Below are 15,741 nucleotides of genomic sequence, written 5' to 3'. Positions count from 1 at the left end.
GAACATCGGCGGCGCGCGGGTCTTATTTCCTGAAACCCAGGAGACAGACCATGACCGACCGCAACCGCGAGCAACAGGCCGAGGACGCCCTGCCCCAGGGCGTCGCCCGGGGCCGATCGCTGAACACCCCGCCCGAGGAGCTGCGGCTGCGCGCCGGCGGAATAGGGCCGGGCGGCCAGATCGGGCCGGACCCCCTGACGCAGCGGCTGCAGGAAGGCCCGTCGTCCAGCCGCCAGCCCGAAGGCGACCTGCCCCAGGGCCCCCTCAGCGCCGATCCCCGCACGCCGGTCCCGACCACCGCGAAGGACGAGGACGTCGACGACCTGGACCAGAGCTGAGGCCGATGGGGGCGGGAAGGCGGCGTCGCCTCAAGCGGAACCATTGCCGCCGCCCTGCGGTTTGAGCTGAAACCTGAGGAGACAAGCCGTGGACGAGTTCAAGCGAGACGATCCGAACGTCATCATCCCGCTGACCAGCACATTGCCGCGGGTCGAGGAAACCATCGTCATCCAGCGGGAAAGCAGCGCCGGCTGGTGGGCGGTCGGCATCCTGTGTTCGCTGGTCCTGGTCGTCGCCGTGTGGCTGCTGACGCGGCCGGACGGCGCGGACGATATGACCGACCTTCGCCTCGCCCAGGCCGAAGCCGCCGCAGCGGAGGCCCAGGCGACGGCGGCGAACGCCGTGACCGCGACCAGCGCGACTGTGAATGATCGTGTGGCCATCGCCCAGGCCGAGGCCATGGAGGCGCGCGCCGACGCCGTCCGCGCCACGCAGGAAGCGCGGGCTGCGGAAGCCCAGGCCGCGGAACCGATTGTTGTGGAGCGGGCGACGGCGGTCCGGCCGGCGGCGTCCAACGGCACGGCCGTGGTGACGAGCACGTCGCCGCAGCCTTAGGGAGGGTTGGGCTGACGTGGGGGGGGGGCGAGCGCTGGCGGAGCTCCACGCCGGGTCTCGCCATGGGGGCGGACAGCCGGCGGAAGGGGATTTCCCGGCAGCTCTCAAACCTCTGTCGACCAGTCCGCGCGAGATTTAATCAGGGGGTCGGGAATAATCGCCGTGCGTCGGCTGTCTATTGCAGGTCCAGCCCACAGAAGGAGTTGACCTGTGATAACCCGCGCCATCATCGCAACCGTGCTCGCGCTGTCCGTATCCACCGCCGCGCTGGCCGCTGATCCGGCCAGAACGGGGGAAACCGCAAAAGGTCCCGCGCTCACGAACGCGCAGGGCATGACCCTCTACACGTTCGATAAGGACAGCGACGGCAAATCGGTCTGCAATGGACCCTGCGCCGCAAACTGGCCGCCCTTCGCCGTCGATGCGGATGCGCAAGCGAGCGGAAGCTATAGCGTCGTCATCCGGGACGACGGCTCCCGTCAATGGGCCTACCAGGGCCGCCCCCTCTACACCTGGACCAAGGACGCCAAGCCGGGCGACATCACCGGCGACGGCTTCCTCAACGGCGCTTGGCGCATCGCGCAGCCCTAGGCGCTCTAGGCTGCGGACGCGAGACGAGCAGCTGGCGTGACGGCTGTCCGGACACGACCTCGCCGTTGCGACTATCGGCAGCGGCCGGGGCTCGTTCGGAGCCGCACGGACCTGGCCTCGCAATGGCTCAGCTGAGCCTTCGCAAGCGACTTTCGTCCTAATTCCTGCGGCGAACGTCGTTCGCATTCAACCTGGAGGAGTGCCATAATGCGCCGACTAGTCATTGCGTTAGCCTCGCTTGCCGTCGGCCTTTCTGTTGCGGGCGCCGCCCTTGCCCAAGCCGAAGGGACTTACTTCATATACAACAACTCAGCCGAACAAGTTACCTTGGCAGCTTTGTCTACGAGCGCCAGGAAACTGGAAATGGATGCGTATTCACCACGACAATGATCCGCTCTAATTCCACAGGACGGTGGTCGTTCAGATTCACAGCTACGCCCTACGGTACCGGCGCGACAACGGTCTGCACGTTCGTCCCTACATCGACGAATCCCGCCACCGGCAAGTACTACGCAGATGCGACGATGTCGGGCTTTTGATCTTAGTAAATTTTTAAGTGAAGAGACCACAACCTGCGGTCTATTTTTTAGCTTCGGGGCCCAAGAATGTCCGCCACAATTGATGCGGTTCCCGCGGGGAGCAAAGCTCAGTCTGCAGCTGCCAGTCCACAGATTGCAGAGAATTTGGCCGAGAACCTGGTGAAGCTGGCCAGATTGGCTGAGGTCGTGACGGATGAAAGCGGCAAAACAAGCGCCAGCGCCAAGTACGAAGCCTACGTGCAGGTTAAGCGCATGGGTGTTAATGGGCAATTCTACGGTTCTGGCGCTGAGGGACGGGCCCTGCTCAACAAAGTCGCTTATAGTGAGCTTGGAAAGAAGATCTATGACCTTCAGGCAGGCTATACAAGCGCGGTAGCAGCTCAGAATGAGTCAGATCGTCGGGGTCTAGGAGTTGTGATGGTCGATATTTTCGACAGTCACTCTGCCGAAGAGCAAAAAATACTATTTGACAGTGTTATCAGCCCTAACCTGAAAGGAAACGTCAGGAGATATGAGAGTGTTGAGAGCTGGAAAGCTAATGTTTCAGCACAGTCTCAACTCAAGGAATATATGAGTGAGGCCAAAGGCAGTTCCTCAGCCAAATCCGATACGAAATTCGCCGAAGCCGAGCGCCTTTGGAAGACAGAGAACAACACCACAGCATCGTGGACGTCGCTCGTTCTCCAGCTGTTCGGGAACACGTCTAGTACAAAATTAGATCTCTCTGAGACTGCTCAGAAGATTGTGGGCGATTTGTCGCCTACGGTTCGCGCAGCGCCCTATGAAGCTGGCTCTGTAGCGTCGAAGCGCATCTGAGCGCGTCATCAGCCCTGGGCTCAGGACTCATTCGTCATAGCCAGAAGATGACGGTTGCGGCGATGGCTATGGCGGACATGAAGGTGTGGGCGTATCGGTCGTAGCCGGTGTGTGGTCGGGCCAGGCCGAGGTGGCGCCATCCGTCTTGAGCTTCGGCCTGTTCATGGTATGTCCAGCTCAACGCCTTCCATGTAGCAAACCTCGAAGCGCCCCCTTATGGGCCAATGCCCGCGATGAAGCTACGCCCGGGCCGGCGTTGACAACGCAGGTAGTGAATCCATCAGCCACGATCTGAATCCCGTCATTGCGGGCGTCTCCGCCTTCGACTGCAGGCGGGTGAGCCAGTAACCGCCTCTCGGGACCTCGATATCGAACGGCTGGATGATCGCGCCGGAAGACAGGTGGCGCTCGAACATCAGGGGTGGAGCCAGCGCCACGCCCGCGTGCTGGAGGACGGCGTCCATCATGGCGAGCGACGAGTCGAACGTCATGCTCCGGATCGGCGACGGCCTTTGGTCCACGCCCGCCGCCCGAAACCACGCGTCCCATTCGTTCGCCCTGTAGGATCGCAGGAGAGATCGTCCCAAAAGGTCCTCGGGCGCGCGGACTGCCTCGGCAGTACGAGGTGTGCAAAGCACCGACAGGGGTGCGTCGAACAGGGGGTCCGCGTGGGTTCCATGCCAGGCCCCGTCGCCGAACCGGATCGCGTAATCGAGACCCTCGGCGGCGATATCGACGTGGTTGTTGTTGGTGGATAGGCGCAGGTCGATGTGGGGGCTGTGTTCCCGGAACCCGTTCAGCCTCGGCAACAGCCAGCCGACCGCGAACGTCCCCACCACGCCCAGGGTCAGCACTTCGCGCAGGGCACCGCGTTGGAACCGGTCGAAGAGGGCGTCAATCCGGTCGAAGGAGTCTCTCAAAGGCGGCAGCAGGGCCTCACCCTCAGCGGTCAGGGTGACGCCGCGGGGCACGCGTTTGAACAGCGTGGCCCCCAGGCGCGCTTCCAGCGATTTGACGTGGTGGCTGATCGCCGTCTGCGTCACGCAGAGTTCCATCGCAGCCCTGGTGAAGCTCCCGTGGCGAGCGGCAGCCTCAAAGGCGCGCAGCGCGTTCAGAGGAAGGGAAGACCGGGTCATTCCAGATATGAATTTTATGAATGGCTTGCCACTATTATCATCAATTGTCCGCAGCGCCACACCAGGAATAGAAAACCCCACCAGCCTTTGCTCGATTGATGAGTGGGGCTGGAGGACGAATCTCTGCTCTCCTTCTTGAAACAACTACAGCTCATCGCGGCTCTGGTTGAGGGAGCGATTGATCGTCGGTCGGACCGTCATGGAGCGAGCGCGTGAAGATCTTCCTGGGAACGCTGGTGACACTCTGCGCCGGACTGTGGGGTGCCGTTGCCGCGGGCCAGACACAGTCCCCGCCGCCGACGGCCCCAGCGGTGCCCGCGCAGATCTCGGTCGTGGAGGATGTGGTCGTCGAAGGCCGCAGGCGCGCGGTCACCCGGACGATCGACGGCGTCAGGTACGATGTGCGGGACCATCCGCAGGCCCAGTCAGGCTCTGCCGCCGACCTCCTGAACACCGTTCCCTCGGTCGCGGTGTCCGCCGATGGAGCTGTGACTGTCAGAGGCGATGGCAATGTCCAGATCTACGTGGATGGCCGCCCCTCCAGCGTTACGCGCGGCCCCGGGCTTCAGGCGATGTCGGGCGACCGCATCGCCACAGTCGAGGTGTCCACCAATCCTTCGGCGAAGGTGGACTCTAACGGCGGTGCGATCTTGAACATTACGCTGCAGAGGAGCGCCGATCTGGGACCACACGCGACCGTGACGGCCAACGCCGGAGACCGTGGAAGGGGAAACGCCGCCTTCAACGGCTCCTATGGTTGGAGCCAAGTCGCAATCAACCTCAATGCAAGCCTGCGCGACGATGTTCGTCTGACGAGGATTGTTACAGATCGCGACTATATCCTCACTGAGGACGAGGCTGCGGACGGCGGCATTGGCCGGAGTCGGATCGTCTCGAACTACATGCCGACGCATCCCCGCACCCAGTCCCTGGATGGTGACCTCAACTATGCCGTGACGCCTCGGACGGATGTCGGCTTCACCTTCGATCTGGCTCGCTCCCGATTGCATAATTTCGTGACCGAAGAGCACACGGAGTTCGACTCGAACGGTGAATTGCTGGACGACTACCTCCGCTTCAGAGACGGCGGTTTGACCGAACGCAGTCATGACGTAACAGTGTATTTCGAGCGGCGGCGCCCCAACGGCGACGGAGGCCTCAAGGTCGTCGCTCAGAACGGGGCGGAGGATCGGCGGTCCGACCGGATCCACAGCACGCGACAAGACGCCGAGGGCCCCCTATCCGAGGCCGAGACGGTTCGGCACCACAGCGCGTCTCGCCTGGACCGGGTCGCTATGGATTACGAGCGGTCCTTCGAAAACGGCTTCCTCTATGCAGCAGGATTCGAATGGCGGCGCGATGAGAACCGCTATCTCGACGACAGGATCGATCTTGATCTTCAAACCCTCCTTCCTCTTCAACCCGGCCCGCCGATGTCGCAGTTCACGGTGATCCAGAACGCCTCCGCCGCATACCTCAATGTCCAGGCGCAGCGCGCGGGATGGACGCTTCAGGCAGGCGCGCGCGGCCGAACCGTCGATGTCCGCATTGTAGACGAGACGAAAGTTGGCCCGTCCACAGAGCAAACGATTGGCGGCGTGAACGGAAACCTGTCGGTGTTGCGAGAGCTCGGGATGGGCCGCCTCCGGTTTACGGCCGCACGAAACCAGCAACTGCCCGACCCGAGGGATTTGAGCCCGGTGGCGGTCTACAACGATGCGGACAATGTCTCCGTCGGGAATCCGGACCTGAGACCTCAGGAGGTCTCCAGCGTGGAACTGGCCTACGACCTCTCCCGTGGCCACGGGACCGTCAATACGGCGGTCTATTACCGCAATACGGACCACACGATCGTCGAGGAATATACACTGAACGCGGACGACGTGCTCGTGAGAAGCAAACAGAACGCGGGTCGGTCGCAGTCCTATGGCACCGAGTGGACCCTGGCCGGCAAGGTAACCAATGCGCTCAAGCTTAGCGTCACCGCAAACCTCTTCCACGCCGAACTTTCTTCGATTGAGGGGGGTGTGCTACGCGACGAAGCTCGCTGGTCCTACACCCTTCAGGGGTCGGCCGATTGGACCCTATCTGCCTCCGACCAGTTGAACGTTACACTGAACGCGCGGGGACCGAGCCTGATCGCCCAGGGGATACGTGGCGAAGGCGCTTACGTCAGCGCGGTCTGGCGGCGAAAGTTGTCAGATGACCTGAGCCTGTCGGTCTCGGCGCAGCGGATCGTCCAGAACGCCTATGAGGTTTCAGAAATCACGACGCAGGACTTCCGCAGCCGTGAGCGCAGATTGAACGGATCGCAGGCGATCCTCATCGGTCTCAAATATCGCCTTTGGTAACCTGAACAATCCGGCCCCGCCGGAGATCGTGGTGATCACGCCGGTGCAGTTACACCACGCGATGGGACACGACCCCGCCGCAGACAAGCGGCGTGGGCCAAGTCAATAGTGAAATAGTTCTTCTGAAAGCCGTCGTGCGCCCGCGAGGGCCACGACGGCTGCGCGGTATGTAAGCTGCGCCGCCGTGGCCCTCGCTCCCTCAGACAGTGTGCAAGTTCGTTGGCGTAAGGTGGGCGCCTTCGCTGGCGACAGGTGGGCATTCGGGTGGCTGACAACACTGAGGAGGCTATCCGCATCGAACATCAGCGTTGGAAGGTCTGTCAATTGATCCGGTTGAGGCGGTGGCGTTACCCGTTCCAGCTCTCGACCCGATGGCCCTCATCCGTACCGCCGCGACCTCCTCTAAAACACTGGGCTAGGCGCCCGCGATCCGCTGACGGCAGCCTTGAATAAGGTCATGCAAAACGCGGCCGACATTCTTCAGAAAGGGTCGCGATAGAAGGCTCATGCGGCATGACAAGCCGCGCGAGCCGGATCGCTATGCCCGTCATCAGATGCGGCGGCTCCTGTTACGATATCAGCGATCTCTGGAGTGACGAAGAATCCAGGGCAGGCTCGAGAGTTGGGCGCATCTGTGTCAGGCCTTGATCTGACTGCGTCGGTCGGCCCATGACCAAAAGGCTGCGATCACCAGGCACAAGATGGCCCCGACCGCCGGAATCGTGGTCATCAACGCCACGAGCCCCCTGTTGTCACCGCCACGGTAGTCAAACCCGCTCAGAACAACGCCGAGGCCCAGACTTCCCAGACCCAGGGAGGCTTTGGAGACGGCCGTGAACACCGCATAGGCCAAACCTTCCCGCCCTTTTCCAGCCGTTGCGACGACCTCGCTGAAGCCCGCCCACTGGGCCATCCCAACGCCGCCGTTGCCAAGCCCGAACACGAAGGCCGCGCCCGCCAATGCGAGCGGGTACGACATCGGCAGCAGCCAGAAGGCCGACAGAGCGACCACCTGGAGCGTCGCTGCCGCCACAAGCGTGGTGATCCGGGAGAAACGCCCGCACAAGATCCTCCAGACCGGTTGACCCAGGATGATGCCAAGAGCCATGGCCGTCACGATCATGCCGCCCCAGGTTGGCGAACGCAGTGCGTAAGCGGCGAAGAAGGGCTCGACCTTTGAAAAGGCCGGCGTCGCCAGAGACGTGACGACCATAAGACAGAGGAGAAGCCAGAACAGCCGTAGCGGTCGGCCCGGCCCGCCGGGGACCGGGATCGGCGCTGGCGGATCCTTGGGGCTTTGGGCCAAGGTATGCGCCAGAAGGCTCGCGCTCGCGATGGCGGGAACAGCTACGGCCAGCGCCAGGGCCACATAGAGCGTCGCCCCTTCGACGCCACGTCGCGCGATCAGAGGACCGACCGAGAGCGCCACCAGCAGGGTCGCCGCGCCGCTGAACCAGATGCGGGTGGCGGCGACGCGGTCGCGACCGGCGGCGTCGTCGGTCGCCAAGGCCATCAGGGCGTTCTGGGGCAGGTCGTAGACCGCATAAGCCAGTCTGAAGACCAGTCCGGCCCCGATGGCATAGGCGAACCTGGCGCCCTCGGGAACCCAGAAGCCGAGGAACACACCGGTGAAGGCCGCCGCGCAGCAGATCGAGCCCACGAACTGGAGGCGGGCCGCGCGGCCGGCGTCCGACAGTCTGCTGGCGAATCGTCCGCCCACCACAAGGTCGATGCTCGCGCTGACCAGCAAGCCCAGGGCAAGCACCATCCCCATGTGCGAGGCGGGCAGGCCGACCAGTTCGGTCAGGTAGAAGGCGAACAGAAGCTCAGAGCCATACCAGAACAGGCTCTTGCCCAGATGAGCGAAGCCATAGACCGCCGTCGCCTGCCAGCCGTCTGATCTGCCCAAAGCGATGGTCATTCCTCCCGTTTAATCCTGACCGCCTCCTATACAGAGGGATTAAGACGCGGAGATTTCGACCCTTATGCGCGCCGGAGGGAGCAACAGCCGGGCGGCGCTACGAAGCAGACGATCCCTTGATATCGGCAGGGAGGCAGCGCCCATGGCCCCAACCGTGGTGTGGACCGAAGGGCGATGACCGGCAACGTGCGCCTCTGGGGATCGCAGACCTGGATTGCGACGCGCAGATGATACGGAGGCGAAGGATCAGTCGTGCGCCATCGGCTTGACAGCCGGTCGGCGCCCCATTTCCTCCACATAGGCGATCAGGGCCGCCGGTTCGTCGGTCTGGATGATCGTGACCCCCATGGCGATCAGCCTGCCCCACACGCCGTCGGGGTCAAGCCTTGCGCCCTGGTCCTGAAGGCCGGCCGCGTGTTCGGGCCGGAGGGTGTTGACCCAGATGCGCGTTCCGTCTGCGGCCGTATCGCGTCGTACGGCGGCGAGATAGTTCAGGTCCGTGAAGATCGTCTCCACGGCGGCGGCGCCGTGGCCGATCTGGCCAGCCAGCAACGCATCCGCCGATCCGGCGGCCTGATCGACGATGGGCATGGCCAGGACGCGGTCGAACGGCGGCTGACCGTTCAAAGCCGGATCACCCGCCGCGACCCGGCGTTTCATGATGACCTGGTCGATCGTCCCGGTGCGTTCCAGGACGGCGAAGGCGTCGTCGTAAACGTCCGCCTTGGCGTCCAGGTTGACCAGAATACGCCCCTTGGCCGCCCGCATCGCCGCCTCGAAGGTCGGCGGAGCCGCTTCGGTCAAAGGCGCGGCCGGCCCGCCGGAGCCGCCTCTCAGGCGCAGGGCCGAGATCTGGGCCAGGGTCAGATCCTCGACCCGACCGTGACCATTGGTCATCCGATCCACCGTGGCGTCGTGCATCAGGACCAGCGCGCCGTCGGCGGTTCGCCGGGCATCCAGCTCAACGACATCGACGCCCAGGGCGATGCAGGCCTCGATCGCCGCCAGCGAGTTCTCCGCTGTGTCAGTCCAGCAGCCCCGATGGGCCACGACCAGGACGGGCCGATCGGCGGCGGAGTTGGGCGCAAACTCGTGACGCAACATCGCCAGCCGGTCGGTCTGGGCCCAGCTCGCGGCGGGAAGGCCGGCGAGAACCGATACGGCCGCCGTGACGAATAGGGATTTCAGGGTCATGATCGCACTCCGCCGGGATCAGAAGATCAGAACTTGCCACGCAGACCGAACTGCACGGTTCTGCCGGTCGTAAACGTCCCGTCGGTCAGGCGACGCTCGAACACATATTCCTCTTGCACAGCGTTGAGGATATTTTGCACGTCAAGCGTCAGGGAAACCTGATCGTTCAGCTTGTAGCGAACCGCGACATCGACGGGCGCATAGTCGTCACGATATTTCAGTCCATCCTGTTCGTTCGGCACTTCGCGCAGGAAGACGCCGCGGAAGTTCTGGGCGGCGCGCAGGCTGAACCGCTCATTCTCGTAGTAGACGACGAGATTGTAGCTGTCCTTGGAGTTGTTCGGCAGACCGTAGGTGACCGATCCACCGCCGGCCAGGACCTGTTCGTAGGAAGTGTCGGTGTAGGTGTAGTTCACCGCCACGCCCAGGCCGTTGAACGGCGCCGGCAGGAAGTCGAAGGTCTGCTGATAGTTGAACTCGAACCCTGAGAGGGTGGCGTCATCGAGGTTGACCGGACGGGTCAGACGATAGGATGCGCCGTTGAAATCGACCGTGGTCGTCTCATTGGCGATGAAGCCGGTCACATCCTTGTAGAAATACCCGAGCGACAGGATCGCGCCCTCGTCGAAATACCATTCGGCGGCGAGGTCATACTGGTTCGCCCGGGTCGGATCGAGGTCCGGGTTCTGAGCCGAGATCCTCAGGTTGGACTCATTGATCTCGCGATAGGCGGCCAGGCTGGCCAGGCCGGGGCGCGTAAGAACCCTGGCGGCCGCCGCGCGGAGATAGACCGTCGGCGTCAGGCGATAACGGAGGCTGGCGCTGGGCAGAATGTCGGAATAGTCGCTCTCGACCGTCCGCTCCGTATAGAGGTTGGCGGGGCGAAGTCGTTCTTCGCCGAAAGAGGTCACTTCGGTCTTCTGCGCCCGGACTCCGGCGTCCAGCAACCACGGCCCGCGATCCAGGGTCGCGCGAACATAGCCGCTGTAGGTCCGCTCATCGACCTTGTAGAAGTTGTTCCGTTCTTCGGACGTCTCCAGATTCAGCCTGGGTGCATAGAGAGAAATCGCCTTGTCGAAGTCATAGGTCGCCCAGGACGAGGGCCCCGTGGCGCGATCCTCGTCTTCGAGGAACCCGCTGAACAGGCTGGAGACCGGCGCGAAGGGGTCGGTCAGGCCGCTGAGGGTGCGCGAGAAGCGGATACGTTCCTTGGACCGATCCCGCAGCTTGAAACCCGACTTGACCTTCAGATCGCCGAACTGACGGCGAAGATCGAACCCATAGGCCAGTTCGTCGTCCACCACCGAGGTGGTGTTGCGGCGCGCTTCGCTGGTGGTGAACAACGTCGGATCGGCGATGTCATAGGGTGTGACGATGGTGAAATAGTCGTCGTCCTGGCGGATGTCATAGGAGGCGCGGCCGCGACGATCAGCGAAAAACCGATAGGCCTCCCCGGCGAATTCCGTCCGCGAGGTCGTCACATAGGGCTCGAAGCGCCACGGGCCGAAGTCGATGTCGCCCCTCAAACCGATCTTGTAGAGGTCGGTGGTTCGGTCGTCGGTATTGTTTTCACTGCGATAGCGGACGTTGTCGTAGTCGGCGGCGACCACGACGCCATCCTCGACGACCAGGCTGTTCAACACTTTCGCCCCGGCGAAATCCCAGATCGGCGTGAGGCGATCCTGAAGCTGGTCGGTGCGGATATAGAGGCCGTCCACGATGACCTCGACATTGTCGGCCAGGCGATACTGGCCGGTCGCGGTCAGGGACAATCGTTCCACTGTCTGCTGCTCCTGCACATAGCGCGGGAGATCCATCAGGAAGACATTGGTGAAGTCGTTCACCCGATCGCCGTTGGTGTCGAAATTCCGTCGTGTCCAGCGCACCGCGTCATAGGACTGGGAGGCGGCCGAGAACTCCGAATAGCTGGCCCCGACCACGACGCCGCCTCTGTCACCGGCGCGGCCGTAGACCAGGGTCGCGCGCGGCGAGGCGTCGCCTGTGATCTCGTTGTAGACCCCCTCCAGCGAGGCGATCATCCGCTTGTCGCCGAAGTCCCTGGGGCGGATGGTTTCCAGAGACACCGTGCCGCCGATGCCGCCCTCGTCAACGTCTGCGGTGATCGACTTGTACACATCGACGCGGCGGAAGAGTTCGGCCGGCAGGACGTTGAAGTTGAACACCCGGCTTTCGGCGTTGGACGGCGCCGATTGGCCGTTGATCAGCACCTGGGTGAACTCGGGCGGCATTCCACGCACGCTGATCTCATTGCCGACGCCGCCGGCGAAATCGCGTCGAATCTGGACGCCCGAGACCCGCTGCAGCGCCTCCGCGAGGTTCGACTGCGGAAACTGCCCGATGTCCTCGGCGACGATGGAATCGACCACGCCCTCCGCCGTCTTCTTGGTTTCAAGCGCCGCTTCGAGACTGGCCCTGACGCCCTGGACGACGACTTCGTCGAGCAGGGTCGGCTCTTCGCTGGCCGGGCCTTGCTGGGCCAAGGCCGGTGTGGCGATCAGCATGGCTGAGGTGGCGAGCAGGATGGAGCGGCGTGCGCGCGAAATACGGATCATGTCCAGGTTCCCCTTTGCGCCGCACCCCGGCGCCTGGACCGTCTTGTAGATATTTATGCGTCATGCATTCAATGCGTCACGCATGAATTTTTGACGACAACAGCCGAGGGCATGGCTATGACGAAGGAGAACAAGCGAGGCCGAGTCTTGAACATCCCGACGCCGCACACCTTTCACGTCCCGACCGACAGCGAACGTCGCCTGTTGGGTCTGATCCACAGGCGCGGCCGGGCGACTCAAGCCGAAATCACGCGCGCCATGGATCTGACCCAGCCCCAGGTTTCGCGCCTGGTAACAGGCCTCGCGGCCGAAGGCCTGATCCGGCTCGGCCCCGCGACCGCGAACGGAAGAGGACATCCCAGCGCCGCCCTGACCCTGAATCCGGACTATGCCTTCGGCCTTGGCGTGTCCCTGCTCGGCGACGCCCTGTCGATGGACCTGATCGATTTCGCCGGTCGCCTGCTATGGCGAGGCAGCCGGGCCATGCCGGACATGACGCGGCCGCGTGTCCTGGCCCAGTTGGCGGCCTATCGTCAGGAGATGCTGGTCGAGACGCGCGTCGATCCGGCCAGGATCTTCGCCGCAGGGGTCGGGGTTTCCGCCTTCTTCGTCGGCGATGGGCCGTTGATGAATCCGCCGGCCCTGCTCGACGACTGGGCCCTGGTCGATATCGCGGCCGTCCTGGAGGACACCCTTGGGGTCAGGGTCAGCGTCGATAACGACGGCAACGTCGCCAGCGTCGGAGAAGCCTACCTCGGCGCAGGACGACGCCATGCCTCCTTCGCCTATCTGCAGGTGACCAACGGATTCGGCGGCGGCCTGGTGCTTAACGGCCGACCGCACCGGGGAACCTTCGGCAATGCGGGGGAATACGCCGCCGTATGGCAGGCGATGGGAATCCCTCATCCCAATCTGGAGCGGCTCCGCACCCTCGTCAGCGATCATGATGAACCCCTTGGATCCGTGTCGGCCATGATCGAGGCGTTCGACATGAACTGGCGCGGGGCAGCGCTTTGGCTCGACGAGGCGGGACCAGCCTTCTCCGTCGTGGCTACGGCCATCTCCGCCGTGGCGGATTGCGAGGCGATCGTGCTGGGCGGGCGTATCCCTCCGCCATTGGCCAGGGCCCTGGCCGACCGCATCGTCATCGCGGGAACCGATCGCCGTCAACGCCCCAGACCGCTTCCGGTGGTGATCGAGGCCGAAGCCCCCGGCGACGCCGTGTCGCTCGGCGCCGCCGTCCTGTCCCTGCAGCAGGGCTTCTTCCTTTGACCTTGAGCCCCGGCCGCGCCCGTCAGCCGTCGTTCAGCGGCGACCGCTCGCGTTGAGGTAGTCGATGAGCCGTCCGGGCTCGTCGGTCTGGATGACATTGGCGCCCAGGTCGATCAGTCGGCCCCAATGGGCGTCGGGCGCGATCAGGGCGTCGGCATCCACATGGCCGGCTGCGTGGCGCGGCTCCAGAGTATTGACCCAGACACGCGCGCCGCGGGCCCGCAGTCCCGGTGCGCCGAGCCGGAAGTAGTCCTCGGTATCGAAGGTGACCTCGAAAGCAGGTAGCCGTCTTGCATAGCGGTCGGGCGTGGTGACCAGGGAGGTTCCATCGACCTCGGCAGGATCGGCATGAACAACAGGTCGCGACCGTCCAGCACCTGGCGAAGCGCCCGGTCCTCCGGCGGGGCGGCGCTTTTGAACAGGGCGTGATCGACCAGACCCAGGCGTTCAAGCTCCTCGACCGCCTGGAGGTTGACCTCTCCCTTGGCGTCGACATTGACGAGGACCCCGCCGCGCGCCGCCAGCATGGCTTCCGCAAAGGTCGGGGGCGCCGCGTCGGTCGGGGGCGCATCGGGTCCGCCCGCCCCGGCTCTGAGCCGCAGGGCCTTGATCTGGGCCAGGGTCAAATCGGCGACCCGGCCGTGGCCGTCGGTGGTGCCGAAACTCTCCAAAAGTTCGGCCGCACGCCCTTCCTGGATGTGCTGAACGCTCAGGCCAGTCACGCCGACGCCCAGGTCAGTCTTTCAAAAGCCCGAACCACCCTCATCGACCGCCAGATCGACCTGTTCCTGGCGCTCGGCGGCGGTTGGGAGTGACCGGGCGGAATCGCGACCTCGCGAGAGACCGTGACGGCTTCGGCGAGGGTGAATCGAGCAAAGCGGGGCCGCAAAGCGGTCATTCCGAACCACCCTTTTGCGCCATCAGCAGTCTTTGTTGTAGCCTCATAAAGAGGACATTCAACTCGTCTCGCCGCGCTTACTCCCGACTGCCCTGCCCCGGGATTGCGCGCCCCAGTGAGAAGCTCACCCGCAGCCCCGTTGCGCCTATGTCGGACAGTCCAAAATCAAGGCGGCTGTTATGGCCGGCGATGATCTGAGACACGAGGCTGAGACCGATGCCGGCGCCGTTGGGCCGGCTGGTGAAGAAGGGTTTTAGGATGGTCTCCGGGTCCAGGCCGCCGAGGCCGGGGCCGTTGTCCGACACCTCGAACCGAACCACGCCCTTTTCGACGCCGACCGACAGACGAACGCGCGGCGCTTCGGCGGCGCCGGGGCTCGAAGCGACCGCCTGCGCGGCGTTAAGCAGGAGATTGATTATGGCCTGCACCAGGAGGTCTGGGTCCGCCAGCACGGTCGCGTCAGGCATCCGCGACAGCTCCAGCGTGACGCCGTCTCCTGCATCGTGCCTCTCGAACAGGCGTTGGACGTCCGCCATCAAAGGCGCAACCTCCACCGGGCGCAGCACCGGCAGCGGAAGTCTGGCCAGCGCCCGATAGGATTCGACGAACCGAAGCAAGCCGGCGGACCGGCGCTCAAGGACGGCCAGCGCGTCCCCGGCGCCCTCCCTGTCGCCGTCGGCGAGCAGCAATCGCGCGCTCTGGGCCAGGGACGTCACTGGCGTCAAGGAGTTCATGATCTCGTGAGAAAGGACGTCAAGCGTCTCCCGGAAGGTCGAGGTCTCGCGCGCGCGGAGTTGCTCTTCGATGTCGGCGAGAGCGATCAACCTCGCCGGGCCATCCTCCTGCACGATGTCGGCGAGCGAAGCCGCATAGGCCCGGGGGCGGGGCAGCCCAAGCATCAGCGGCGTAGCGTCAGCCATCAACGGGCCGCCGGCCACGCGTGACAGCTCATCGGAAACGCTCAGGATCGGGCCATCCGTGACGAACAGGGTCCGAGACGCCCGGTTGAGGGCGAGGAGACGACCATCGGGGGACCGGCTGACCAGGGCGGTGGGGACAAGGTCAAGTACATGAGCCAACCAACGGCGCTGTGCCTCGGCGGACCGTCGATCATCAGGATCGACTCCCGAGGCCGCGCCCCCGCCCGTGGGGGACCAGACCCGGGCGAGACGCCCAAGCGCGGGGAGAGAGGCCAGAACCGCCAACACGCCCAAGGCCGCCGCCGTCGCCCATAGGCTTCGATCAATAGCGGCCCAGAAACCGACCCCCAGGACGAAGGCTCCGAGGAAGGCGACGGTCGCGCCGAACCGTTGGCTAGAGGCCATGCTTTTCCATCCGGCGATAAAGGGCGGCCCGGGTCAGGCCCAGATCGCGGGCGGCGTGGCTGACGTTGAATCCGTGACGCTTCAGCGCCGCCTCGACCAGCCGGCGTTCCTGACGATCCAGATTGAGGTCGTCGCCCGGCTCGACGAAGCGCGGCGAGGCCGCAGGCTCGCCGGAGGGCTTCAGATCTGAGAGGTCGAGCACATCGCCTTCTCCCAGGAAGACCGCCTGTT

The 15,741-nt window shown here is 64.2% G+C and carries 15 protein-coding genes; 7 read left to right on the top strand and 8 right to left on the bottom strand.

The genetic code is table 11. The features are described from left to right. The first annotated feature begins 50 nt into the window (after window positions 1–50). From ACW18C_RS12605 to ACW18C_RS12590, 4 genes are all read left to right on the top strand, one after another. A complete protein-coding gene (locus tag ACW18C_RS12605) occupies window positions 51–338 on the top strand; it encodes a hypothetical protein (protein ID WP_154725489.1) in 288 nt (95 codons plus the stop codon). An 88-nt stretch (window positions 339–426) separates the two neighbouring features. Further along, window positions 427–894 carry a hypothetical protein gene (locus ACW18C_RS12600; RefSeq protein WP_492071216.1) on the top strand — a complete coding sequence of 156 codons (468 nt, stop codon included), beginning with the start codon at window positions 427–429 and terminating at the stop codon, window positions 892–894. Between the two features lie 210 nt (window positions 895–1,104). After that, window positions 1,105–1,485: a COG4315 family predicted lipoprotein gene (locus tag ACW18C_RS12595; RefSeq protein ID WP_492071215.1), complete on the top strand. Its 381-nt coding sequence runs from the start codon at window positions 1,105–1,107 to the stop codon at window positions 1,483–1,485. A gap of 605 nt (window positions 1,486–2,090) precedes the next feature. Next, the gene (locus ACW18C_RS12590; protein ID WP_492071214.1) at window positions 2,091–2,840 is read left to right on the top strand and encodes a hypothetical protein; all 750 of its coding nucleotides are present in this window, start codon (window positions 2,091–2,093) and stop codon (window positions 2,838–2,840) included. Window positions 2,841–2,874: 34 nt separating this feature from the next. Here ACW18C_RS12590 and ACW18C_RS12585 read toward each other — a convergent pair whose 3' ends face one another. Continuing rightward, window positions 2,875–3,021 carry a hypothetical protein gene (locus ACW18C_RS12585; protein WP_492071212.1) on the bottom strand — a complete coding sequence of 49 codons (147 nt, stop codon included), beginning with the start codon at window positions 3,019–3,021 and terminating at the stop codon, window positions 2,875–2,877. 58 nt (window positions 3,022–3,079) lie between these two features. After that, the gene (locus ACW18C_RS12580; protein WP_492071210.1) at window positions 3,080–4,120 is read right to left on the bottom strand and encodes a LysR family transcriptional regulator; all 1,041 of its coding nucleotides are present in this window, start codon (window positions 4,118–4,120) and stop codon (window positions 3,080–3,082) included. 68 nt (window positions 4,121–4,188) lie between these two features. Here ACW18C_RS12580 and ACW18C_RS12575 point away from each other — a divergent pair, with 68 nt between their 5' ends. Next, window positions 4,189–6,327, top strand: coding sequence for a TonB-dependent receptor (locus ACW18C_RS12575; protein WP_492071208.1), 2,139 nt, complete (start codon window positions 4,189–4,191; stop codon window positions 6,325–6,327). 637 nt (window positions 6,328–6,964) lie between these two features. Here the strand turns inward: ACW18C_RS12575 and ACW18C_RS12570 are convergent. The 3 genes from ACW18C_RS12570 to ACW18C_RS12560 form a co-directional block, all read right to left on the bottom strand. Continuing rightward, on the bottom strand, window positions 6,965–8,248 hold the full coding sequence (locus ACW18C_RS12570; RefSeq protein WP_492071207.1) for an MFS transporter: 1,284 nt from the start codon (window positions 8,246–8,248) through the stop codon (window positions 6,965–6,967). 246 nt (window positions 8,249–8,494) lie between these two features. Beyond that, entirely contained in the window at window positions 8,495–9,442 is a 948-nt protein-coding gene (locus tag ACW18C_RS12565) for a glycerophosphodiester phosphodiesterase family protein (RefSeq protein ID WP_492071205.1), read from the bottom strand. 26 nt (window positions 9,443–9,468) lie between these two features. Then, window positions 9,469–12,015, bottom strand: a complete 2,547-nt coding sequence (locus ACW18C_RS12560; protein ID WP_492071203.1) for a TonB-dependent receptor — start codon at window positions 12,013–12,015, stop codon at window positions 9,469–9,471. Between the two features lie 147 nt (window positions 12,016–12,162). Between ACW18C_RS12560 and ACW18C_RS12555 the strand changes: the two genes are divergently transcribed. Then, window positions 12,163–13,287 carry an ROK family transcriptional regulator gene (locus ACW18C_RS12555; protein ID WP_492071202.1) on the top strand — a complete coding sequence of 375 codons (1,125 nt, stop codon included), beginning with the start codon at window positions 12,163–12,165 and terminating at the stop codon, window positions 13,285–13,287. Between the two features lie 33 nt (window positions 13,288–13,320). Here the strand turns inward: ACW18C_RS12555 and ACW18C_RS12550 are convergent, their stop codons facing one another. Then, window positions 13,321–13,605, bottom strand: a complete 285-nt coding sequence (locus ACW18C_RS12550) for a hypothetical protein (protein WP_492074025.1) — start codon at window positions 13,603–13,605, stop codon at window positions 13,321–13,323. 107 nt (window positions 13,606–13,712) lie between these two features. Here ACW18C_RS12550 and ACW18C_RS12545 point away from each other — a divergent pair, with 107 nt between their 5' ends. Next, on the top strand, window positions 13,713–14,102 hold the full coding sequence (locus tag ACW18C_RS12545; RefSeq protein ID WP_492071201.1) for a hypothetical protein: 390 nt from the start codon (window positions 13,713–13,715) through the stop codon (window positions 14,100–14,102). 160 nt (window positions 14,103–14,262) lie between these two features. On the opposite strand, the gene ACW18C_RS12540 is transcribed toward ACW18C_RS12545, so the two are convergent. Next, a complete protein-coding gene (locus tag ACW18C_RS12540) occupies window positions 14,263–15,510 on the bottom strand; it encodes a sensor histidine kinase (RefSeq protein ID WP_492071200.1) in 1,248 nt (415 codons plus the stop codon). Beyond that, window positions 15,500–15,712: a helix-turn-helix domain-containing protein gene (locus ACW18C_RS12535; RefSeq protein WP_492074024.1), complete on the bottom strand. Its 213-nt coding sequence runs from the start codon at window positions 15,710–15,712 to the stop codon at window positions 15,500–15,502. The genes ACW18C_RS12540 and ACW18C_RS12535 overlap by 11 nt, the downstream gene beginning before the upstream one ends. Between the last annotated feature and the right edge of the window lie 29 nt (window positions 15,713–15,741).

It is taken from the genome of Brevundimonas sp. FV1ye7S, from assembly GCF_058680995.1.
The sequence above is the reverse complement of the archived record's forward strand: the minus strand, read 5'-3'. Positions and strand labels throughout refer to the sequence as shown.

Bases quoted from the DNA above. Each gene is read 5' to 3' on its own strand.
- ACW18C_RS12565 (WP_492071205.1), bottom strand. From the start codon at position 9,442: ATGACCCTGAAATCCCTATTCGTCACGGCGGCCGTATCGGTTCTCGCC.
- ACW18C_RS12570 (WP_492071207.1), bottom strand. From the start codon at position 8,248: ATGACCATCGCTTTGGGCAGATCAGACGGCTGGCAGGCGACGGCGGTC.
- ACW18C_RS12605 (WP_154725489.1), top strand. From the start codon at position 51: ATGACCGACCGCAACCGCGAGCAACAGGCCGAGGACGCCCTGCCCCAG.
- ACW18C_RS12590 (WP_492071214.1), top strand. From the start codon at position 2,091: ATGTCCGCCACAATTGATGCGGTTCCCGCGGGGAGCAAAGCTCAGTCT.
- ACW18C_RS12540 (WP_492071200.1), bottom strand. From the start codon at position 15,510: ATGGCCTCTAGCCAACGGTTCGGCGCGACCGTCGCCTTCCTCGGAGCC.
- ACW18C_RS12560 (WP_492071203.1), bottom strand. From the start codon at position 12,015: ATGATCCGTATTTCGCGCGCACGCCGCTCCATCCTGCTCGCCACCTCA.